The organism is Pseudomonas sp. D2002, assembly GCF_013385735.1.
Classification (GTDB): Bacteria; Pseudomonadota; Gammaproteobacteria; order Pseudomonadales; family Pseudomonadaceae; genus Aquipseudomonas.
Window position 1 is genome coordinate 90,818 of record NZ_JACAPL010000010.1, and the last position, 21,857, is coordinate 112,674.

17 protein-coding genes are annotated in these 21,857 nt (G+C 60.4%); 8 read left to right on the forward strand and 9 right to left on the reverse strand.

Annotated elements, in window-relative coordinates; all coding sequences use genetic code 11:
• Nucleotides 1-66: 66 nt before the first annotated feature.
• The 4 genes from HX783_RS20075 (at nt 67) to HX783_RS20090 (ending at nt 3,680) form a co-directional block, all read left to right on the forward strand.
• Nucleotides 67-1,920: a DUF4105 domain-containing protein gene (locus tag HX783_RS20075; RefSeq protein ID WP_177018009.1), complete on the forward strand. Its 1,854-nt coding sequence runs from the start codon at nt 67-69 to the stop codon at nt 1,918-1,920.
• A 259-nt stretch (nt 1,921-2,179) separates the two neighbouring features.
• Nucleotides 2,180-2,485: a chorismate mutase gene (locus HX783_RS20080; RefSeq protein WP_177018010.1), complete on the forward strand. Its 306-nt coding sequence runs from the start codon at nt 2,180-2,182 to the stop codon at nt 2,483-2,485.
• 189 nt (nt 2,486-2,674) lie between these two features.
• A complete protein-coding gene (locus HX783_RS20085; RefSeq protein WP_177018011.1) occupies nt 2,675-3,031 on the forward strand; it encodes a hypothetical protein in 357 nt (118 codons plus the stop codon).
• A 160-nt stretch (nt 3,032-3,191) separates the two neighbouring features.
• The gene (locus tag HX783_RS20090) at nt 3,192-3,680 is read left to right on the forward strand and encodes a GreA/GreB family elongation factor (RefSeq protein WP_177018012.1); all 489 of its coding nucleotides are present in this window, start codon (nt 3,192-3,194) and stop codon (nt 3,678-3,680) included.
• Here HX783_RS20090 and gdhA read toward each other — a convergent pair.
• Nucleotides 3,677-5,014 (reverse strand): NADP-specific glutamate dehydrogenase, encoded by a 1,338-nt coding sequence (gdhA, locus tag HX783_RS20095; RefSeq protein WP_177018013.1) that lies wholly within the window; start codon nt 5,012-5,014, stop codon nt 3,677-3,679. The genes HX783_RS20090 and gdhA overlap by 4 nt on opposite strands.
• Nucleotides 5,015-5,362: 348 nt before the next feature.
• Complete coding sequence (gene ettA, locus HX783_RS20100) at nt 5,363-7,027, reverse strand: energy-dependent translational throttle protein EttA (RefSeq protein ID WP_053137900.1); 1,665 nt, start codon at nt 7,025-7,027, stop codon at nt 5,363-5,365.
• A 284-nt stretch (nt 7,028-7,311) separates the two neighbouring features.
• Between ettA and HX783_RS20105 the strand changes: the two genes are divergently transcribed.
• On the forward strand, nt 7,312-11,163 hold the full coding sequence (locus tag HX783_RS20105; RefSeq protein ID WP_177018014.1) for a bifunctional diguanylate cyclase/phosphodiesterase: 3,852 nt from the start codon (nt 7,312-7,314) through the stop codon (nt 11,161-11,163).
• A 240-nt stretch (nt 11,164-11,403) separates the two neighbouring features.
• Nucleotides 11,404-12,657: a serine hydroxymethyltransferase gene (gene glyA, locus HX783_RS20110; protein WP_177018015.1), complete on the forward strand. Its 1,254-nt coding sequence runs from the start codon at nt 11,404-11,406 to the stop codon at nt 12,655-12,657.
• A 216-nt stretch (nt 12,658-12,873) separates the two neighbouring features.
• Here the strand turns inward: glyA and yjiA are convergent, their stop codons facing one another.
• The 3 genes from yjiA to HX783_RS20125 form a co-directional block, all read right to left on the reverse strand.
• Nucleotides 12,874-13,833, reverse strand: a complete 960-nt coding sequence (yjiA, locus tag HX783_RS20115; RefSeq protein WP_177018016.1) for a GTPase — start codon at nt 13,831-13,833, stop codon at nt 12,874-12,876.
• A 186-nt stretch (nt 13,834-14,019) separates the two neighbouring features.
• Nucleotides 14,020-14,217, reverse strand: a complete 198-nt coding sequence (locus tag HX783_RS20120; RefSeq protein WP_003176208.1) for a YbdD/YjiX family protein — start codon at nt 14,215-14,217, stop codon at nt 14,020-14,022.
• Nucleotides 14,218-14,232: 15 nt separating this feature from the next.
• The gene (locus tag HX783_RS20125) at nt 14,233-16,299 is read right to left on the reverse strand and encodes a carbon starvation CstA family protein (RefSeq protein WP_159960020.1); all 2,067 of its coding nucleotides are present in this window, start codon (nt 16,297-16,299) and stop codon (nt 14,233-14,235) included.
• A 174-nt stretch (nt 16,300-16,473) separates the two neighbouring features.
• Here HX783_RS20125 and HX783_RS20130 point away from each other — a divergent pair, with 174 nt between their 5' ends.
• Nucleotides 16,474-16,842 (forward strand): PilZ domain-containing protein, encoded by a 369-nt coding sequence (locus HX783_RS20130; protein WP_177018017.1) that lies wholly within the window; start codon nt 16,474-16,476, stop codon nt 16,840-16,842.
• Nucleotides 16,843-16,846: 4 nt separating this feature from the next.
• Here HX783_RS20130 and HX783_RS20135 read toward each other — a convergent pair whose 3' ends face one another.
• The 4 genes from HX783_RS20135 to katB are packed head-to-tail and all read right to left on the reverse strand — an operon-like array spanning nt 16,847 to nt 21,150.
• Nucleotides 16,847-17,581, reverse strand: a complete 735-nt coding sequence (locus HX783_RS20135; protein ID WP_159960024.1) for a hypothetical protein — start codon at nt 17,579-17,581, stop codon at nt 16,847-16,849.
• Nucleotides 17,582-17,608: 27 nt separating this feature from the next.
• Nucleotides 17,609-18,976 carry a DNA repair protein RadA gene (gene radA / locus HX783_RS20140; protein WP_017139308.1) on the reverse strand — a complete coding sequence of 456 codons (1,368 nt, stop codon included), beginning with the start codon at nt 18,974-18,976 and terminating at the stop codon, nt 17,609-17,611.
• A 35-nt stretch (nt 18,977-19,011) separates the two neighbouring features.
• Complete coding sequence (locus HX783_RS20145; protein ID WP_159960026.1) at nt 19,012-19,551, reverse strand: ankyrin repeat domain-containing protein; 540 nt, start codon at nt 19,549-19,551, stop codon at nt 19,012-19,014.
• Nucleotides 19,552-19,608: 57 nt separating this feature from the next.
• Complete coding sequence (gene katB / locus HX783_RS20150; protein WP_159960028.1) at nt 19,609-21,150, reverse strand: catalase KatB; 1,542 nt, start codon at nt 21,148-21,150, stop codon at nt 19,609-19,611.
• A gap of 287 nt (nt 21,151-21,437) precedes the next feature.
• Between katB and mscL the strand changes: the two genes are divergently transcribed.
• The gene (gene mscL, locus HX783_RS20155; RefSeq protein WP_159960030.1) at nt 21,438-21,854 is read left to right on the forward strand and encodes a large-conductance mechanosensitive channel protein MscL; all 417 of its coding nucleotides are present in this window, start codon (nt 21,438-21,440) and stop codon (nt 21,852-21,854) included.
• Nucleotides 21,855-21,857: the final 3 nt, after the last annotated feature.

A 21,857-nucleotide genomic window follows, 5' to 3' on the forward strand; every position in this document is an offset into this window, starting at 1 on the left:
GGCGCGGGTTTTATTTTGGACCCGCCTCCCCTTTGGGTCTCACTATTTCCGACTTAAGTTGCCCCTATGCTCAAACGCTTTGCCTGGTTGGCACTCTTCGCCTGCGCCCCGCTGTATGCGGCCCCGCATATTGATGATCAACGTTTGCAGCAATTGGCCAACGATCCGTTCTGGCTGTCTTTGGGCCATTACGAAGCCGGCAAGCTCAAAGGCTGGCGCAGCTATGTCAGCGACAAGAAGTTCTTCCTCGCCGCCGATGGCGCACACCATCCGGACCAGGAACTGAAAGCCACCGTAGACGCGCTGTATGCCCCCGCCAGCCTCGGTGAAAAACACGCCCAATGCGTTTACCCCGCACGCACCCGCTGGCTCAAGGATCAGCTGCAGCTGACCGACCTGCCCGCCGTGGACTGCAAAGAATTCAAGCAATGGTTCAAGGACGTCGCGCCCCATAGCGCGGTGATGATCTTCCCGGCGGCCTACCTCAACAGCCCGTCGTCGATGTTCGGCCACACCCTGCTGCGCATCGACCAGGCTGACGTGCAGAGAGACAAGACCGCCCTGCTCAGCTACGCGATCAACTTCGGCGCCTACATTGAAGGCTCCGACAACAGCATTCTCTACGCCTGGAAAGGCCTGATGGGCGGCTACCCCGGCCTGTTCGCGCTGGTGCCGTATCAGGAAAAACTCTCGGAATACCGTAGCCTCGAGAACCGCGACCTGTGGGAATACCGCCTGAATCTCACCCAAGTCGAGACCGAGCGCATGGTCGAGCACGTGTGGGAGCTCAAGCAGATCCAGTTCGACTACTTCTTCTTCGACGAAAACTGCTCCTACCGCCTGCTTGAACTGCTGCAAGTGGCGCGCCCGAGCCTGCGCCTGACCGAGCAATTCCCACTGACAGCCATCCCGACCGACACCGTGAAAGCGGTGAAAGAAGCTGGCCTGGTGGAGAAAATCGACTATCGCCCGTCCCGTGAACGCGAGCTGCTTGAACGCGCCAAGCCGTTGGATGGCGATGAGCAGCAATGGGTGCTGAAAATCAGCGATGACCAGAAGCAATTGCAGGAGCCGGCCTTCAAAGCCCTGCCCCGCGACCGCCAGGCGCTGATCATCGACGCGGCTTATCGCCTTGGCCGCTACCGCGCCAACGGCCTGGAGCGCGACACCGAGCGCTCGCAACGCAGCTTCGAACTGCTGCGCGCAATTAACCAGAACCCTGCGCCCGACCTGCAGATCGAACGCCCCGGCTTGCCGGAAGACGGCCATGAATCGCGTACCTGGCAAGCCGGCATCGGCACCCGCGGCAGCAAAACCTTCGGCGAGTACGGCCTGCGCATGGCCTACCACGACCTCAACGACAACGCCGAAGGCTTCCCGCTGGGCGCGCAGATTGAAATCCTGCAAATGAAACTGCGCCAGTACGAAGGCAACCACTGGCAACTGCAACAACTGGACTTGGCCACCATCCGCTCCCTGACCCCGCGCAACGCGCTGTTGCAGCCGTGGTCATGGCAAGTGACCGGCGGCCTGGAACGCGTGCCGGGCAAACACGACGACGAAACCCTGGTGGCTCACGTCAACGGCGGCGCCGGTGGCACCTGGCAACTCACCGACGACATGCTCGGCTTCGCCCTCGGCACCGTGCGCGTGGAACACAACAACGACTTCAGTGAGGCCATCTCCCCGGCAGCCGGCTTTAACACCGGTGTGTTGTGGAAAAACCCGCTGGGGAATTTGAGCCTGGAAGCCAAGGGCGACTTCTTCACCAATGGCGAAGTGCGGCGCAGTGTCAGCTTGAACCAGCAGTGGGAGTTGTCGCGCAACCTCGGGCTACGCCTGAGCGCCCAGCGCGAGTACAGCCATTTGTCTACGCCGGTGAATGAAGTGATGCTGGAAGTGAAGTGGTATCACTACTGACCAAAACGATACAAAGATGATCATTCCCACGCTCCGCGTGGGAATGCATCCTGTGACGCTCCGCGTCACGACCTTGAAATCGGACGCAGAGCGTCCACGGCGGCATTCCCACGCAGAGCGTGGGAACGATCAGTGCCGGTGTATCAGTCACTGATTTTCAGCAGACCCACCGCCTTCGCAGGCAAGCCCGCTCCCACATTTTTGCCTCGCGTATAGTCAGATGCATCCCATTGCCCGCCCAATCAGGAGCTCCATCAACATGGCTGTTAACTGCACCACGCTCGAAGAAATCCGCGACAACATCGACCGCCTCGACCAACAAATTGTCACCCTGCTGGCCGAACGCGGCCGCTTTGTCTCCCAAGCCGCGCGCTTCAAAAAAGACACCGATGGCGTCAAGGCGCCACAACGGGTTGAACAGGTGATCGCCAAGGTGCGGGGTTTATCCGAGGCGGTGGGTGCCAACCCTGAAGTGACTGAGCAGGTGTATCGCGCGATGATTGCGGCGTTTATTGAGCAGGAATTGGCAGAGCATGCTGCGCTGGCGAGCTTAGCCACGGATTAGATCGTTCCCACGCTCCGCGTGGGCACGCATCCTGTGACGCTCCGCGTCACGACCTTAAAGCAGACGCAGAGCGTGGGAACGAGCACTGGCCCTTTAACCCAACACCTTTCTCACCTCGCTTTCACGCCTCCCCGACAATTCCCTGACTAGACTCCTTTCATCAGCCGTGAAACGGCCAGGGAGTACGCCATGTGGCGGTCTGCGGTAATGCTGTGCGCGGTAGTGTGGTTGGCGGGTTGCCAATCAACCCATCAGGAGTTACTGGCCAAAGGTTATCCACCGGCCTTTGCCGATGGCTTTGATGACGGTTGCAGCAGCGGTCGCCAGGCTGCTGGAGTGATCAGCGGGGAGTTTCGCAAGAATGTGCCGCGCTATCTGAAAGACCGTGAGTACGCCGGAGGCTGGGAAGATGGCTTTCGCCAGTGCAAGGCGATGCGCGAGAACGAAGAGTTGCGCGACTACAAGGACAACCACTGGGACGAGCGTGAGCGGGCTTGGCAACAGGAGAAGGACCGTGACGCCGCCAGGGCTTATCGGTCGCAATAGGTCGCTGATCGTTCCCACGGTCCCCGTGGGAATGCACCCTGTGACGCTCCGCGTCGCAATCTCAAAATAGGACGCAGAGCGTCCAGTGCTGCATTCCCACGCAGAACGTGGGAACGATCGCGCGGCGACCATGGCCCAAACTCCATAGAGGGAGAATGTCATGAGCCGAGCTTTTGTTAACGAAGACAACGCCGCCGCCCAGGCCGATCAACCGGTGGAGCGTCAGGTCAGTGAGCAACCCAATCACCTGACTGCGCAAGGGTTGGCGCAATTGCAGGCCAAGGTCGCGCAGTTGCAGCACGAATACAGCGTCGAGTCCGCCAAGGACGACAAGCAGCGTCAGGCGGATCTTGAGCGGGATTTGCGCTACTTCAACCAGCGGGTGCAAAGCGCCCAAGTGGTGGCGCCGGCGACCTCAACCGAAAAGGTGCAGATCGGCAGCTGGGTGACTTTTGCCAACGAACAGGACGAACAGCAGCGCATTCAATTGGTCGGTGAAGACCAGGCCGACGCCAGCGCCAACCTGATCAACTGGGGTTCGCCGCTGGGCCGTGCATTGCTGGGCGCCGAGGTCGGCGACGAGGTGCTGTGGAAGCGTCCCGTCGGTGATCAGGTGATTGAAGTGCTGCGCGTGGAGCCCGAGGCTTAGACGATGCCCTGGGCCAGCATCGCGTCGGCGACTTTCACGAAGCCCGCGATGTTCGCGCCCTTCACGTAATTGACCCGGCCATTTTCTTCGCCGTAGTGCACGCACGCGTGGTGGATCGACTGCATGATTGCGTGCAATTTGCTGTCGACTTCGCCTGCTGTCCACAGCAGGCGCATGGCGTTCTGCGACATCTCCAGGCCACTTACGGCCACGCCGCCCGCATTGGAGGCTTTGCCCGGCGCGAACAGAATGCCCGCCTCGATGAAGATATCCACAGCCTCCAAAGTGGTCGGCATGTTGGCGCCTTCGGCGACGCACATACAGCCGTTGCGCAACAGCGTGCGGGCGGCCTCGCCGTCGAGTTCGTTCTGGGTCGCACAGGGCAAGGCGATGTCGCAGGCCAGTTCCCAGGGCGTTTCACCGGCGCGAAATTCCAGCCCGTAACGGGAAGCCAATTCACTGATGCGCCCGCGTTGCACGTTTTTCAGCTCCAGCAGCGCCGACCATTGCTCCTCGGTCAAACCGCTTTCGGCGTACAGGGTGCCTTCGGAGTCGGACAGGGAAATCACTTTGCCGCCCAGGTCCATGACTTTGCGCGCCGCGTATTGCGCGACGTTACCGGAGCCGGAGACCGCCACGCGCTTGCCTTCAACCCGCTGGCCGTTGCGCTTGAGCATTTCTTCGGCGAAGTACACACAGCCGAAACCCGTGGCCTCAGGGCGGATCAGGCTGCCGCCGTAGGTCATGCCTTTGCCGGTCAGCACCGAGGTGAACTGGTTGCTGAGGCGCTTGTACTGGCCAAACAGGAAGCCGATTTCACGCGCGCCCACGCCGATATCGCCGGCCGGCACGTCCACGTCGGCGCCGATGTGGCGGTACAGCTCACTCATGAACGCTTGGCAGAAACGCATCACTTCGGCGTCGCTCTTGCCCTTGGGGTCGAAGTCCGAGCCGCCTTTGCCGCCGCCCATAGGCAACGAGGTGAGGGAGTTCTTGAAGGTCTGTTCGAAGGCGAGGAATTTCAGCACGCCGAGGTTCACCGACGGGTGAAAGCGCAGGCCGCCTTTGTAGGGGCCGATGGCGCTGTTCATCTGGATACGGAAGCCACGATTGACCTGGACCTTGCCGTGATCATCCACCCACGACACCCGAAAGGTAATCGCACGTTCCGGCTCGCAGATGCGCTCCAGAATGCCCGAGCTCAGGTAGTGCGGGTTGGCTTCAAGAAACGGCCACAGGCTGCGCAGGACTTCTTCTACGGCCTGGTGGAATTCCGGTTGGTCGGGGTCGCGTTTCTTGAGGCGGGAAAGGAAGGATTCGACAGATTCGATCATGGAAACGTCTCGGCAAATTGATTGTTTTTAAGGGAGATTGAGCCGGACCTTAGCAATTCATGTTGCACCTGAAAAGCGCAAAATGTCGCCTTTGTGAATTTAAATGGTGCATTGGATATAAATAAGTGGCCTTATTTGCACCAGGAAAGGGATTTCAACTGAGGGAATGCACCAAAGGTTAAACCGCCTTCGCGAGCAAGCCCGCTCCCACATTTGATCGATTTCCAACTATGGAATGCGGTCGAATGTGGGAGCGGGCTTGCTCGCGAATGAATTCACCTCGGTTCAGCTGAATAGCACGCAAAAAAAACGGAGCCCGAAGGCTCCGCTCTTTCCAACCTACCCAAATCAGGCCAGTTTTTTGTGCCGTACACGATGCGGCTGGGCTGCTGCTTCGCCCAAGCGCTTTTTACGGTCCGCTTCGTACTCGGTGTAGTTACCTTCGAAGAACACCGCTTGCGAGTCGTCTTCGTACGCCAGGATGTGGGTCGCGACGCGGTCAAGGAACCACCGATCGTGAGAGATCACAATGGCGGCGCCCGGGAAGTCCAGCAGGGCTTCTTCCAGGGAACGCAGGGTTTCAACGTCGAGGTCGTTGGACGGTTCGTCGAGCAGCAAGACGTTGCCGCCTTCTTTCAAGGTCAGGGCCAGGTGCAAGCGACCGCGCTCACCACCGGACAGGTCCTTGACGAACTTCTGCTGGTCGCCGCCTTTGAAGTTGAAACGGCCGACGTAGGTACGCGACGGGATTTCATAGTTGCCGATGCGGATCTGGTCGGAACCGTCGGAGATTTGCTGGAACACAGTCTTGCTGCCGTCCAGGTCTTCGCGGCTCTGATCAACGCAAGCAAGCTGCACGGTTTCGCCGACTTCGATGGTGCCCGAATCCGGGGTTTCCTTGCCCATCAGCATGCGGAACAGGGTGGATTTACCCGCACCGTTACCGCCGATAACGCCGACGATCGCGCCTTTTGGCATCGAGAACGACAGGTTGTCGATCAACACGCGATCGCCGTAGCCTTTGGTGACGTTCTTGAACTCGATGACCTTGTCACCCAGGCGTGGGCCGGCCGGGATGTAGATCTCGTTGGTTTCGCTGCGCTTCTGGAATTCCTGCGACTGCATTTCTTCGAAGCGTTGCAGACGTGCCTTGGATTTGGACTGTCGGGCCTTGGCGCCTTTGCGCACCCACTCCAGTTCTTCCTTCATGGCTTTTTCGTGGGCCGATTGCTGCTTGGATTCAGCGGCCAGACGGTCGGACTTGGCTTCCAGCCAACCGGAGTAGTTGCCCTCGTAAGGGATACCGGCGCCACGGTCGAGCTCGAGGATCCAGCCGGCAACGTTGTCCAGGAAGTACCGGTCGTGCGTGATCGCAACCACGGTGCCCGGGAAATCGTGAAGGAAGTGTTCCAGCCAGGCGACGGAATCGGCGTCCAAGTGGTTGGTTGGTTCGTCGAGCAGCAGCATGTCGGGGGCCGACAGCAGCAGGCGGCACAGGGCCACCCGACGTTTTTCACCACCGGAGAGGAATTCGACCTTGGCGTCCCACGCCGGCAGGCGCAGCGCATCGGCGGCGACTTCCAGTTGGCGCTCCAGGTTGTGACCGTCGCCGGCCTGCAAGATGGCTTCGAGCTTGGCCTGTTCGGCGGCCAGCTTGTCGAAGTCGGCATCCGGTTCGGCGTAGGCAGCGTAGACCTCGTCCAGGCGCGCCTGGGCGTCCTTGATGACGCTGACAGCCTCTTCGACCACTTCACGCACGGTCTTGGTCGGGTCCAGGATCGGCTCTTGCGGCAGGTAGCCGATGTTCAGTTCCGGCATCGGGCGGGCTTCGCCTTCGAACTCGGTGTCGACGCCAGCCATGATTTTCAGCAGCGTGGACTTACCCGAACCGTTGAGGCCGAGCACGCCGATCTTGGCGCCGGGGAAGAAGGACAGCGAAATGTTTTTCAGGATTTCCCGCTTCGGCGGAACAACTTTTCCCAGCCGATGCATGGTGAAGACGTATTGAGCCATGGTGAACCTAGCGTCAGTGACTGATGAATTAAGCGGGCGAAGCCCGTGCAGGCCATGCGCCGCGCGGGCCGTTGACGGTGGTCAATGCCTTCGTGCGCAAAAAGCCTGAATGTCTGGGGCTGGAACGCCCCCGCGTAACCGGCAAAGCTACCTGAATGCGCTTGGTCAGTCCAGCCAGGCGGGGCTGGCACTTTGCCACAAGTCAAGGCATGCTAGCCGCCCTCCGGGCGTCCGGCTTATAGTGCACGTCGCGCGCCAGTCCAGCCAAACCGCAGGATCACAGCTTGTCCAAAGTCACGCCGCCCACTCCCCTGCGCGCCGCTCATATTGCGCCGGGAGCGCCCCTGCACGGCACCCTCAAAGGCGCATTGGCGACGCTTGTCCTGATGTTGCTCGCGTTATTGTTCTGGCAGTTGCTGGACCAACTGCAGCAAAACCAGAAAAACCAGCAGCAATACACCATCGACTACAGCGCCGACCTGGCTGAACAGATCAGCCTGAACATGGCCCTGAGCGCAAAAATCGCCCTGAATTTGCTGCCGATGGTCGAGCCACCGCGCAACGACGAACAGCAACAGGCCTTGATGCGCACCTTGCAGCGCTCGCTGCCGGAACTGCGCAGTGTCGCCCTGCTCGCCCCCAGCGGCGCGATGATCAGTGACAGCGCCAAAGACAGCCAGGACAGCGCCTGGCTGGAAGAACTGGTGCAACGCAGCCATTCGCAACCTTATTACCTGAGCAACAACCCCGACGGCACCATCATCTATTTGTTGCTGCACCAACCCAGCGGCGGCTCGCGGATGTACTGGGCGCTGCGCCTGGCGCCCAACTACCTGAGCAACCTGACCCGCCAGGACGGCCAGGGCCAGCGCCCGATGTGGGCCATCGAGAACCGTCTGAACCACCGCGTGGTCAGCCGTGACAGCGGCATGCCGGCACAGTGGACCTCTGCGCTCACCCCAGACGAATTGAATAAAAGCGTGTTGGTCACGCCCCTGAGCAAAAGCGACTGGCAGTTGCGCGGGCTGTTTGACCGCAGCGCCGTGCTGGAGCAGTTGCTGCCGGCGTTTATCGGCAAATGCCTGTTGGGCCTGGCCTTCTCGCTGATCCCGGTGATCGTGCTGCTGAACATGCGCCGTCGCCAGCGCCAGGTGCATGAAGGCCGGCGGCGCTATCAGGACATTTTCGAAGGCACCGGCGTGGCGCTTTGCGTGCTCGACCTGTCGGGCCTGAAGGCGTTCTTCGACAAGGCCCACATGCAAACCCGCGAGCACTTGCAGGCCTGGCTGCACAACAACGCCCAAGAACGCCAGCAACTGCTCAAGGAATTGCGCGTCACCGAGGTCAACCAGGTGGCTGTGCGCCTGTTGAACGTCAGTTCTTGCGAGCAGGCCTGGGAGCGCCTGATCGATGACTGCCCGCGTAACGCCACGGCCATCGGCTACCAGGTATTGGAAGCGGTATTGACTCAGCAAAAACAGCTGGAACTGGAAATCCAGCTCAGCGACGTCGCCGGCAATGATCAATACCTGTGGCTGGTGATGCGCCTGCCCGAGCAGCACGATGACTTCAAGGCCGTGATCCTGAGCATCAGCGACATCACCAGCCGCAAGCTGATCGAACTGTCGCTGGTGGAGCGTGAGAGTTTCTGGTCGGACGTGGTGCGCACCGTGCCGGATCACCTGTATGTGCAGGACGTAATCAGCCAGCGGATGATTTTCAGCAACCACCATTTGGGCCACACCCTCGGCTACAACCGCGCCGAACTGCAGCAAATGGGCGAATACTTCTGGGAAATCCTGCTGCACCCCGAAGATGCCGAGTATTACCACGACTTGCGCCAGCAACAGCGCGAGGTCGGCTACACCACCCAACTGCAATGCCAGCTGCGCTTTCGCCATCGCAATAACCAATGGCGGCGCTTCGATATCCGCGAGCAGGCCCTGGCCCGCGACAAAACGGCCGTGGTCACGCGAATCATCGGCGTGGCCAAGGACATCACCGACCAGATCGAAGCCAGTGAATCCCTGCGTGACAGCGAGCAACGCTACCGCATGCTGGCCGAAAGCATCAGCGACGTGATCTGCTCTACCGACAGCCAGCTTGCGCTTAATTACATCAGCCCGTCGGTCAATGCCGTGCTGGGTTATGACGTGGATTGGGTGTTCAAGAACGGCTGGCAGTCGATCATCGCCAACCCGCAACAACTGACCGGCATCTATAGCCTGGTGGAGCAAGTCAGCCGCTCGCTGGGCGACGCGACGGCGCTGAACACGCTGCGCGACGAAGTACAGACGCAGTTGTTCCTGTTCGACTGCCTGCGCGCCGATGGCCGCAAAGTGCCGATCGAATTGCGCCTGGTGCTGGTGTGGGATGAGCACGGCGCATTTGAGGGCATCCTGGGTGTAGGCCGCGATATCAGCCAGCAACGCCGCGCCGAGAAAGACCTGCGCATGGCGGCCACCGTATTCGAACACTCTACTTCAGCGATCCTGATCACTGACCCGGCGGGTTACATCGTGCAGGCCAACGAGGCGTTCAGCCGAGTCAGCGGCTATGCCGTGGCGGATGTGCTCGATCAGTTGCCGAACATGCTCACTGTCGACGAACAGCAGGAAGCCCACCTGCGTTATGTGCTCAAGCAACTGCACCAGCACAGCACTTGGGAAGGCGAAGTGTGGCTGAAACGGCGCAATGGCGAACATTACCCGGCCTGGGTCGGCATTACCGCCGTGTTCGACGATGAAGGCGACCTGGCCAGCTACGTGTGTTTCTTCAGTGATATCAGTGAGCGCAAGGCCAGCGAACAGCGCATCCACCGCCTTGCCTATTACGACGCCCTGACCCACCTGCCCAACCGCACGCTGTTCCAGGACCGCCTGCACACTGCCTTGCAGGCGGCGGAACGGCAGAAGTCGTGGGTGGTGCTGATGTTCCTCGACCTCGACCGTTTCAAGCCGATCAACGACTCCCTCGGCCACGCCGCCGGCGACCGCATGCTCAAGGAAATGGCCACGCGCCTGCTGGGCTGCGTGGCCGAAGACGACACCGTGGCGCGCATGGGCGGCGACGAGTTCACCTTGCTCCTGCAACCGCGCGTCAGCCGTGAGATGGCGCTGAATCGCGCGATCACCGTGGCCGAGCAGATTCTGGCCAGCCTGGTGAAGCCGTTTGTGCTTGAGGGCCGCGAGTTCTTCGTGACCGCCAGTATCGGCATCGCCCTGAGCCCGCAGGACGGCAACGAGCTGAGCCAGCTGATGAAAAACGCCGACACCGCGATGTACCACGCCAAGGAACGCGGCAAGAACAACTTCCAGTTCTATCAGGCGGACATGAACGCCAGTGCGCTTGAACGCCTGGAGCTGGAAAGCGACTTGCGCCACGCGCTGGAGCAGAACGAATTCGTGCTGTATTACCAGCCGCAGTTCAGCGGCGATGGCAAACGCTTGACCGGCGCCGAAGCCTTGCTGCGCTGGCGCCACCCGCGCCGTGGGCTGGTGCCACCGGGGGATTTCATTCCGGTGCTGGAAGAGTTGGGGCTGGTGGTGGACGTCGGCGACTGGGTACTCAGCGAAGCCTGCCGCCAACTCAAGACCTGGCACCAGAACAAGGTGCGCGTGCCGAAAGTCTCGGTGAACATCTCGGCGCGGCAGTTCTCGGACGGCCAGTTGGGCGAGCGTATCGCCACCATCCTGAGGGACACGGGCCTGCCGCCCGCGTGCCTGGAGTTGGAGTTGACCGAAAGTATCCTGATGCGCGAGGTCAACGAAGCCCTGCAAATCCTCGCCAGCCTGAAAAACCTCGGCCTGAGCATTGCGGTGGACGACTTCGGCACGGGCTATTCGTCGCTGAACTACCTCAAGCAGTTCCCTATCGACGTGCTGAAGATCGACCGCACGTTTGTCGACGGCTTGCCGTCCGGCGAGCAGGACGCGCAAATCGCCCGCGCCATTATCGCCATGGCCCACAGCCTCAACCTGGCGGTGATCGCCGAAGGCGTGGAAACCCATGAGCAGCTGGACTTCCTGCGCGAGCATGGTTGCGATGAGGTGCAGGGTTATCTGTTCGGGCGGCCGATGCCGGCGAATCGGTTTGAGGCGCAGTTCAGCAATGATGCGCTGTTCATGTTTGACTGAGGTTTTGCAGCGCTTTGGATGGCCTCTTCGCGAGCAAGCCCGCTCCCACATTCGAGCGCATTTCAAAGATGGAACTCGGTCAAGTGTGGGAGCGGGCTTGCTCGCGAAGAGGGCCGCACAGACACCGCCCATCCCTGGATGAGCCCCACTTGTCCGCGACATGATGTCCTTTCATATGCCATCTAAAACCCATTGGGTTAGAATGCCCTCCTTTTCTGCCCCCGATCCTTGAGGACCGCCATGTTCAGCCGTGATTTGACTATTGCCAAGTACGACGCCGATCTCTTTGCCGCCATGGAGCAAGAAGCCGTGCGCCAGGAAGAGCACATTGAGCTGATCGCTTCGGAAAACTACACCAGCCCTGCGGTCATGGAGGCTCAAGGTTCGGTTCTGACCAACAAGTACGCCGAAGGCTACCCAGGCAAGCGCTACTACGGCGGTTGCGAGTACGTCGACGTGGTTGAGCAACTGGCCATCGACCGTGCCAAGGAACTGTTCGGCGCCGATTACGCCAACGTCCAGCCGCACGCCGGCTCCCAAGCCAACAGCGCCGTTTACCTGGCCCTGCTGCAAGCGGGCGACACCATCCTGGGCATGAGCCTGGCCCACGGCGGTCACCTGACCCACGGTGCCAGCGTTTCCTCCTCCGGCAAGCTGTACAACGCCGTTCAGTACGGCATCGACGGCAATGGCCTGATCGACTACGACGAAGTCGAGCGCCTGGCGGTTGAGCACAAGCCAAAAATGATCGTGGCCGGTTTCTCTGCCTACTCGCAGATCCTGGATTTCCCACGCTTCCGCGCAATCGCTGACAAAGTCGGCGCCTACCTGTTCGTCGACATGGCCCACGTGGCCGGTCTGGTCGCCGCTGGCGTCTACCCGAACCCTGTGCCATTCGCTGACGTAGTGACCACCACGACCCACAAGACCCTGCGCGGTCCACGTGGCGGCCTGATCCTGGCGCGCGCCAACGCCGAGATCGAGAAGAAGCTGAACTCCGCCGTATTCCCGGGCGGCCAAGGTGGCCCGCTGGAGCACGTGATCGCCGCCAAAGCGATCTGCTTCAAGGAAGCCCTGCAGCCTGAGTTCAAGACCTACCAGCAGCAAGTGGTGAAAAACGCCAAGGCCATGGCCGGTGTATTCATCGAGCGCGGTTTTGACGTGGTGTCCGGCGGTACTGAAAACCACCTGTTCCTGCTGTCGCTGATCAAGCAGGACATCTCCGGTAAAGACGCTGACGCCGCACTGGGCAAAGCCTTCATCACCGTGAACAAGAACTCGGTACCGAACGACCCACGTTCGCCGTTCGTCACCTCCGGCCTGCGCTTCGGCACCCCGGCTGTGACCACTCGCGGCTTCAAGGAAGCAGAGTGCAAGGAACTGGCCGGCTGGATCTGCGACATCCTGGCAGACCTGAACAACGAAGCCGTGATCGACGCGGTGCGTGAGAAGGTCAAGGCCATCTGCAAAAAGCTGCCGGTATACGGCGCTTGATTGCAGTTGCTTGAATAAAAAGCCCGGCTCAAGAGCCGGGCTTTTTTATGCTTGAGATGTCGATCGTTCCTACGCTCCGCGTGGGAACGCAGCCCAGGACGCTCCGCGTCCCAAAGCGTGACGCAGAGCGTCACAAGAGGCGTTCCCACGCGGAGCGTGGGAACGATCAACAGCAATCGCAGGCAAGCCAGCTCCCACAGTGGATTGTATTTCAAGTCAGGGTTGGTAAACCTTGGCAAAACCGTCGCGAATTTTCTGCTCCGGCAACTCATCGGCAATAAACACAATCACGCTTTCGCGCGCCTCGCCCTCGGCCCATTCGGTGTCCCAATCGAAGCCGTAGAGTTTCAGCACACCCTGAAACACCATCCGCCGGTCTTCCCCGGCAATGTTCAGCACGCCCTTGTAGCGCAGCAGTTGCTTGCCGTGGTCTTCCAGCAGCTCGTTCATAAACTCGCTGAGGCGGTCGATATCCAGCGGCTGGTCGGTGCGCAGCACCAGGCTGGAAATGCGGTCGATGGACGGCGCGGCGCTGACCGGGCGCAGGTTCATGCCGGCGTTGAGGTTGAAACCGCGCACATCGAGCAATTCAGCCAGGTCGATGGCGCCGTGGTCGACCACTCGAATTGGCGCGCGGCGGTTGATGCGGGTCAGGCGCTGGCTGAGGGCGTCGAAGGTCGCTTCGTCGACCAAGTCGCGCTTGCTCACCAGCAGGCGGTCGGCAAAACCGATCTGCGCCTGGGCGATGGTCTGGGTCAGGTGGTGTTCGGCGTGAGCTGCGTCTACCAGCGTGATGATGCCATCGAGGATGTAGCGCTCGCGCAGTTCTTCATCAATGAAAAAGGTCTGGGCCACGGGCGCCGGGTCAGCCAGGCCGGTGCACTCGATCACCAGGCGGTCGAAGGCTATCTCGCCACTGTCCAGGCGTTCAAGCAGCAGGTACAGGGCTTTAGTCAGGTCGGTGTGGATGGTGCAGCACACGCAACCGTTGGACAGGGTCATGACTTGCACGGGTTCTGCGCCCAGCAGTTGGGTGTCGATGCCGGCGTCACTGAATTCGTTTTCGATCACGGCGATTTTGAGGCCGTGCTCGGCTTTGAGCAGGTGGCGCAGCAAGGTGGTTTTGCCGGCGCCGAGGAAGCCGCTGAGGATGGTGACGGGGATGGGAGAGGACAAAGACAATTCTCCTGAAAACTGAAGGAACACAAAACAAATGTGGGAGCAGACCTATGTGGGAGCTGGCTTGCCTGCGATGCAGACAACTCGGTCTTTCTAGCAGACCAAGTTGATGCTATCGCAGGCAAGCCAGCTCCCACACAAGCCCGCTCCCACATGGGATCACCGCTAGCCCAACTTATCGGGCTAGCAGCATTTAGGCCCACCCTTGCCACCGTAACGGGCTTCCTGGCGTTCCCGGAAGAACGCCTTGTAGTCCATCATCGGTTTGTCCGGGTGTTTGGTTTGCATATGCTCGACGTACGTATCGTAGTCGGGCATGCCGACCATCAGGCGCGCGGCCTGACCGAGGTATTTACCGAGGCGACTGATGTCATTGAACATGCTTGCAATCCTCGATTACGCGTCCGGTACGGCCTGGAACGGGGCTTCTTTATCCGTACGTTCTTTGTTGCCCCAGGCGGCGACGCCGACCTTGAGCGCATAGAACAGGATGCTGAACACCACGAACAGGAACAGTGCCGTGAGCGTTGCGTTGGTGTAGGCGTTCCAGATCACGTGTTGCATCTGGTCGATGTTCTTGGCCGGCGCGAGGATCTGGCCGTTGGCCAGGGCGTCGCTGTACTTCTTGGCCAGCGACAGGAAGCCGATCGCCGGGTTGGCGTCGAACAGCTTGATGAAGCCCGCCGTGGTGGTGCAAATCAGCAGCCAGACGGCCGGCAGCATGGTCACCCAAATGTAGCGCTGGCGTTTCATTTTGATCAGCACAACGGTGGCGAGCATCAGCGCGATACCGGCCAGCATCTGGTTGGAGATACCGAACAGCGGCCACAAGGTGTTGATACCGCCCAGTGGGTCGATCACACCTTGGTACAGCAGATAACCCCACATCGCTACGCAACCTGCGGTTGCAATCAGGTTGGCGGTCCAGGACTCGGTACGCTTGAGCGACGGCACGAAAGAGCCGAGCAAATCCTGGAGCATGAAGCGACCGGCACGGGTGCCGGCGTCGACGGCCGTCAGGATAAACAGCGCTTCAAACAGGATCGCAAAGTGGTACCAGAACGCCATGGTGTTTTCACCTGGCAGCACACTGTGCAGGATCTGCGCGATACCCACCGCCAAGGTCGGCGCACCGCCGGCACGCGCCAGTATGGTGGTTTCACCGATGTCATGGGCCACCGCCGTCAAGGCTTCCGGGGTAATGGCGAAGCCCCAGCTGCTGACGGTTTGCGCCACCGTCACCACGTCAGCACCGACCACCGCAGCCGGGCTGTTCATGGCGAAGTACACGCCGGGTTCGATCACCGAAGCGGCAACCATGGCCATGATCGCCACGAACGACTCCATCAGCATCGCGCCGTAACCGATGTAGCGCGAGTTGACTTCGTTATCCAGCAGCTTGGGCGTGGTGCCCGACGAAATCAGCGCGTGGAAACCCGAGACCGCGCCGCAGGCAATGGTGATGAACAGGAACGGGAACAGGCCGCCCTTCCACACCGGGCCGGTGCCGTCGATGAATTGGGTCAGGGCCGGCATTTTCAGCTCTGGCATGGTGACCAGGATGCCGATCGCCAGGGCGATGATGGTGCCGATTTTGAGGAAGGTGGAGAGGTAGTCACGCGGCGCCAGAATCAGCCACACCGGCAGCACTGCGGCAACGAAACCGTAGCCGATCAGCATCCAGGTGATCTGGATCCCGGTGAAGGAGAAGGCCTTGGCCCAGACCGGGTCAGCAGCAATCTGCCCGCCCAGCCAGATTGAACCGAGCAGCAACAGCACGCCGATGATCGAGATTTCGCCGATGCGGCCCGGGCGGATGTAGCGCATGTACACGCCCATGAACATCGCGATCGGAATGGTCGCCATCACCGTGAAGATGCCCCATGGGCTTTCGGCCAGGGCCTTGACCACGATCAGCGCCAGCACCGCGAGGATGATGATCATGATCAGGAAGCAGCCGAACAGCGCGATGGTCCCGGGGATGCGACCCATTTCTTCGCGCACCATGTCGCCCAGGGAGCGGCCATTGCGACGGGTGGACAGGAACAGGACCATGAAGTCTTGCACCGCACCGGCCAGCACCACGCCGGCAATCAGCCACAGCGTGCCTGGCAGGTAGCCCATTTGCGCCGCCAGTACCGGGCCGACCAGCGGGCCTGCACCGGCAATCGCCGCAAAGTGGTGACCAAAAAGAATGTGTTTGTTGGTCGGCACATAGTCCAGACCGTCATTGTTGAGCACTGCGGGGGTGGCCCGCCGTGGATCGAGTTGCATCACGTTGTTAGCGATGAACAGACTGTAGTAACGGTACGCAACCAGGTAGATGGCCACAGCAGCGACCACAATCCACAAGGCGTTGATCGCCTCGCCGCGGCGCAAGGCCACTACGCCCAGGGCGCACGCTCCTACGATTGCCAGCACCAGCCAGGGTAGGTGGCGTAGCAGGCTATTATTATTTTTCATTTTTATATTCCAGCCAGGGTGGACAGAAAGGACAGCCAGTCCGAGTTTAGCGCTACTGGCCTTAAAGGCCACCCCCCTACATTGGTCTAGAGCCTTGCAACGGTAAAAAAAGCAGAAATAAAAGCCCGATGATGGCGCAGGGCTACAATCCTCCTATCCACAGAGGAATCGACCATGAGCGAACAGCCGTCTGATCGCCGCCGTTTTCGGCGTATCGCCTTCGATGCACGCACGACTATTGCGCAAAACGGCTGGAATTGGCCGGTGCAATTGGTGGACTTGTCGCTGAAAGGATTGTTGGTGCAACGCCCGGCTGACTGGCAGGGTAATCGCGCCGAGGCGTTCGAGGTGGATATCCGCCTTGACCCCCAGGCGCATATCAAGATGCAGGTGAAGCTGGCCCATGATGACCCTGAGCAGTTGGGCTTTGTGTGCGAGCACATCGACCTGGAGTCGATCAGCCATTTGCGCCGGCTGATCGAACTGAACCTCGGCGATCAGGAAGAACTTGAGCGCGAGCTCCGCGCACTGCTGCAGGTGTGAGGCTTTACGGAAACGCCGTACGTGCCGGGAATTCGTTTTCTGCGTCCCAGTAGCCCGCCTTTTGACTCGAGGTGGCTTGCCATTGGCCGTCGACAAACCGGTAGGTTTCAAACCGCGTGGCGAAATCATCATCGCCGTCGCCGTCCATAAATGACGAGACTTGCAACAACTCATCTGCGCCGCCGTCAGCGGGCGTTGCAATCTGCCACGCGGCTTTGCCGGTCTGGGCCAGGGTCAATGGCTCGACCTTACCGTCGGCGCCCTTGTAGCTCACGGGTTTGAGTTGCTGTTTGGCTGGCAGCAGCAGTTGCGTCGCAGGGCCGCTGTAACTGCCCATCGGCGCCGTCTGATCAATGCTCAAAAAATACACAGGGTCCGGCAGCCCTTTGAGCGGGGCCTTCTCGACTTTGGCCAATGGGTAACCAAGCTCTTCGCTGGCCAGCACCTCGCCGGACGCCGACAGCAAACGCACGCGGGCTTTGAGCAACGGGTTTTCGACCAGATCACCGGGCTCGTCAAACGAGTCCTCGTCCAGGCCATTGCCCCAACTGTCTTTGTGCAATTGGGCGCTGATGCGTTGGTCTTCCAGCACTTGCAGCACGCTGCCGTCCTGGGTCGCCAACTTCTGCGCAGACCGGTAACCGGCCGGCAGCTTGGCCGACTCGGCCAAGGCGATGCCCGGCAAACCCACCAAGGCCATGAACAGGGCAACGGCTGCCCAGCGATTCGTGTTGTGCATTGCACTCATCCCTGACTGATCCATGAATTATTCGAACAGTGCATCCAACGCCTGCTCCAGGCGCGTGACGCCAATCACCTTTAACCCAGCGGGCATTTCTTTTGGCGCGTTGCCCTTGGGCACAATCGCACGCTTGAAGCCGTGTTTGGCGGCTTCTTTAAGGCGCTCCTGGCCACTCGGCACCGGGCGCACTTCGCCGGACAGGCCGACTTCACCAAACACCAGCAAATCATGGGGCAGCGGCTTATTGCGCAGGCTGGACATCACCGCCGCCATCAACGCCAGGTCGGAGGCGGTTTCCAACACCTTGACCCCGCCGACCACGTTAAGGAACACGTCCTGGTCGTGGGTGGGAATGCCGCCGTGACGGTGCAACACCGCCAGCAGCATCGCCAAGCGGTTCTGATCCAGCCCGAGGGTGACCCGGCGCGGGTTGGCCAGGTGGCTGTCATCCACCAGCGCCTGGACTTCCACCAGCATCGGCCGGGTGCCTTCCCACGTGGCCATCACCACACTGCCCGGGACTTCTTCCTGGGCACGCGTGAGAAAAATCGCCGATGGGTTGGAGACTTCTTTCAGGCCTCGGTCAGTCATGGCGAACACGCCCAATTCGTTGACCGCGCCAAAGCGGTTTTTCACCGCCCGCAGCAAGCGTAGCCGACCATCGGATTCGCCTTCGAAATACAGCACGGTGTCGACCATGTGCTCCAGCACTCGTGGCCCGGCCAGCGCACCTTCTTTGGTCACGTGGCCGACCAGAAAGATCGCCGTGCCGCTCTGCTTGGCATACCGCACCAGCAGCGCCGCACTCTCGCGCACCTGGGATACGCCGCCCGGTGCCGATTGCAGCTGCTCGGTGAAAATTGTCTGGATCGAGTCGATCACCATGACCTTGGGCTTTTCGATGCGGGCCGTGGCGATGATGCTTTCGATGCAGGTTTCGGTCATCACCCGCAGTTGGTCCTGGGGCAAGCCCAGGCGCCGGGCGCGCATGGCCACTTGCTGCTGGGATTCCTCACCGGTGACGTAGAGCGCCGGCATGCGGCTGGCGATGCTGCACAGGGTTTGCAGCAGGATGGTCGATTTGCCGATGCCGGGGTCACCGCCGATCAGCACCACCGAGCCATCCACCAGGCCGCCGCCGAGTACGCGGTCCAGCTCGCCGGAGGCGGTGGAGAAGCGCGGGATCTCTTCAACGCTGACTTCGGCCAGGGTTTTGATCTGCGCCTGTTGCCCGGTCCAGCCGGCACGGCCGGTGGGGGCCGCAGCGCCGCCGCTTTCAATCATGGTTTCCGTCAGGGTGTTCCACGCGCCGCACTCGGTGCACTGGCCGGCCCACTTGGGAAAGGTCGCGCCGCACTCTGTGCAGCCGTACATGCGCTTGGCCTTTGCCATTTGAGAACCTCCAACCGAAAAACCGCGATGATAGCTCAGCGCGGCGCCGGGGTCCGGATTTCACCACTGGCCAATCGTGAAGCGCTGTTGCCAATTGGGTCTTCGGCGTTGAGGTCGGCGCCTTTGGCTTTTAATTCATCCAGCAGCTCGACGCGCTTGAACAGCCCGGCGTACATGGCCGCGGTCTGCCCGGCGCCATTTCGTTGGTCGGGGTTGCAGTCGGTGGCCAGCAGGCGCTGGGCGATTTTCAGCTCGCCCTTGAAGATCGCGCCCATCAGCGCGGTGTTGCCGCGTTTGTCCTGCACACAGGCGTCGGCGCCGGCGTTGAGCAAGCGCTCCACAAAAGAGCCCTGGCCGTGATAAGCAGCGAGGATCAGCGCGGTGTAGCCCTTGTCGTCCTGAGTGTTGAGGCTGTAGCCGGACTCGATGAAAGTGTTGAGCATGTCGATATCGCCACGGCGGGCGGCGTCGAAGTAGTAGTCCTGCAATTGCGCCTTGAGCGCGACCGGGTCAGGCGACTCGGCATGGGCGACAAAAGCCAGCATCGCCATCAATAAACCAATCGAAATACGCATGGGGTGTTCTCCTGCCAGGAGTCGACGCCCGTGCAAGGGCGCCGACGGGAACGGACGTCAGTCGGTCAGTTTGTCTGCCAGCGCTTTCACGCGCGCCAGGTCACCTTTGGCGACTTTGGTCACGCCAGTGCCGTATTCAGGGTCCGCCTTGTAGAGGAACGACAGGATGATGTGCTTGCTCTCATCGTCAGTCGTCGCCAGCGAGCCGCCGAAGTTTTCGATCAAGTCCTGGCGCTCTTTCTTACTGTAGGAACGATACAAATCACCGGCTTGCTTGAAGTTCTGCTCACGCTGGATCTTCGCTTGCTGGGTGCTGCCCGACAGCGCCGACTGGCTGTAGCGCGCGGTTTGCGGCTCTTCGCGTGGCAGCAGGCGGCTTGGCTGGTAGTTCACGCCGGTGGTGGTTTTGCCTGAGTTCATCGCACCGTCCTGGTTACCGTTGTTGACGGTCACACGTGGAGCGTTGATCGGCAGTTGCAGGGCATTCGGCCCAAGGCGGTACATCTGTGTGTCGGCGTAGGAGAACACTCGGCCTTGCAGCAGGCGATCTTCCGACGGCTCGATGCCCGGCACGAGGTTGGCCGGGGCCATGGCCACTTGCTCGGTTTCCTGGAAGACATTCGCCGGGTTGCGGTTCAGCACCATCTGGCCAACTTTGCGTTCCGGCACATTCGGCCAGATTTTGGTGGCGTCCAATGGGTCGAAGTCAAACTTTGCCAAGTCTTCAGGTTTAAGGACTTGCACGTACAAGTCCCACTTGGGGAAGTCGCCTTTATTGATGTGGGTGACCAAGTCGTTGGTCATATGGCTGTAGTCGCGCCCTTGCACGTCGGTGACTTGTTTGGGGTCGAGGTTCTTGATGCCTTGCAGGCTCTTCCAGTGGAACTTGACGTAGTGCACTTCGCCCTTGGCGTTAATCAACTTGTAGGCATGTACGCCGTTGCCGTCCATTTCACGGTAACTGGCCGGGGTGCCGGAGTCGGAATACAGCTCGGTCAGCGTGCGGGTGGACTCGGGCACATGGGAGAAGAAATCGAAACGGCGGGAATCGTCGTCCAGGTTAGTGCGCGGGTCGGGCTTGAACGCGTGGACCATGTCCGGGAACTTGATCGCATCGCGAATAAAGAACGTCGGGAAGTTATTGCCGACCAAGTCCCAGTTACCTTCGGCGGTATAGAACTTGGTGGCAAAGCCGCGTGGGTCGCGCAGGGTTTCCGGGGAATGGTTGCCGTGGACCACGGCGGAGAAACGCACAAACACCGGCGTGGCCTCACCGGCCGCGAACACTTTGGCTTTGGTCAGGTCGCTGAGGTTGTCGGTGACGGTGAAGGTGCCGTGGGCGCCGGTGCCACGGGCGTGCACCACGCGCTCGGGGATGCGTTCACGGTCAAAACGCTGCAATTTTTGAATCAGTTGCACGTCTTGCAGCAGCACCGGGCCGTTGGCACCGGCGGTTTGCGAGTTCTGGTTGTCGCCCACGGCGGCACCGTTATCGCGCGTGAGGTTGGCGGCGTGTACGGAGAGCGACAGCAGGCTGGCGCTTGCGAGCATCAGCGCATGTCGCGCGAGAACCGGGCCGCGCTTCATTGGATTGTTCATCGAGGTTTCCTCTGGTTTTTTTAGTGCACATTCAGTTGTGCTTGCCAGAGGCTAGTGACCCGCGAGTCAGAAGATAAATAGAAAAACCCCACCGGGCCGATTAGGAAAATACGGTGGTAAGCCACTGAAATAGCGAGTATTCCGCGCGCGATTGGTGGCACTTTGCAAACTATTTGCGATTTAATGTGTCGATAAAAATTGACAGTGTTAACGGTTGTGTCGCGCAAGCCTTCTGCGACTGACTTACACTGACCTCCACCCTTCTCATCTGTAACAAGGAATAACCTATGGGCGTGATCAGTGAGTTCAAGGCCTTCGCGGTCAAAGGCAATGTGGTCGATATGGCCGTCGGTATCATCATCGGCGCCGCTTTCGGCAAAATTGTTTCCTCGTTTGTGGGCGACGTGGTGATGCCGCCTATCGGTCTGCTGATCGGTGGCGTGGATTTCGGGGACTTGGCGATAACGCTCAAAGCCGCGCAGGGTAACGTGCCCGCCGTGGTGCTGGCGTACGGCAAGTTCATCCAGAGCGTGATCGACTTCGTGATCGTGGCCTTTGCAATCTTCATGGGCGTAAAGGCGATCAACCGCCTGAAGCGCGAAGAGGCTGTGGCCCCCAGCTTGCCGCCAACGCCAAGCAAGGAAGAAGTGTTACTGGGTGAGATCCGCGATCTGCTCAAGGCACAGAACGACAAGCCGCTTTAATCA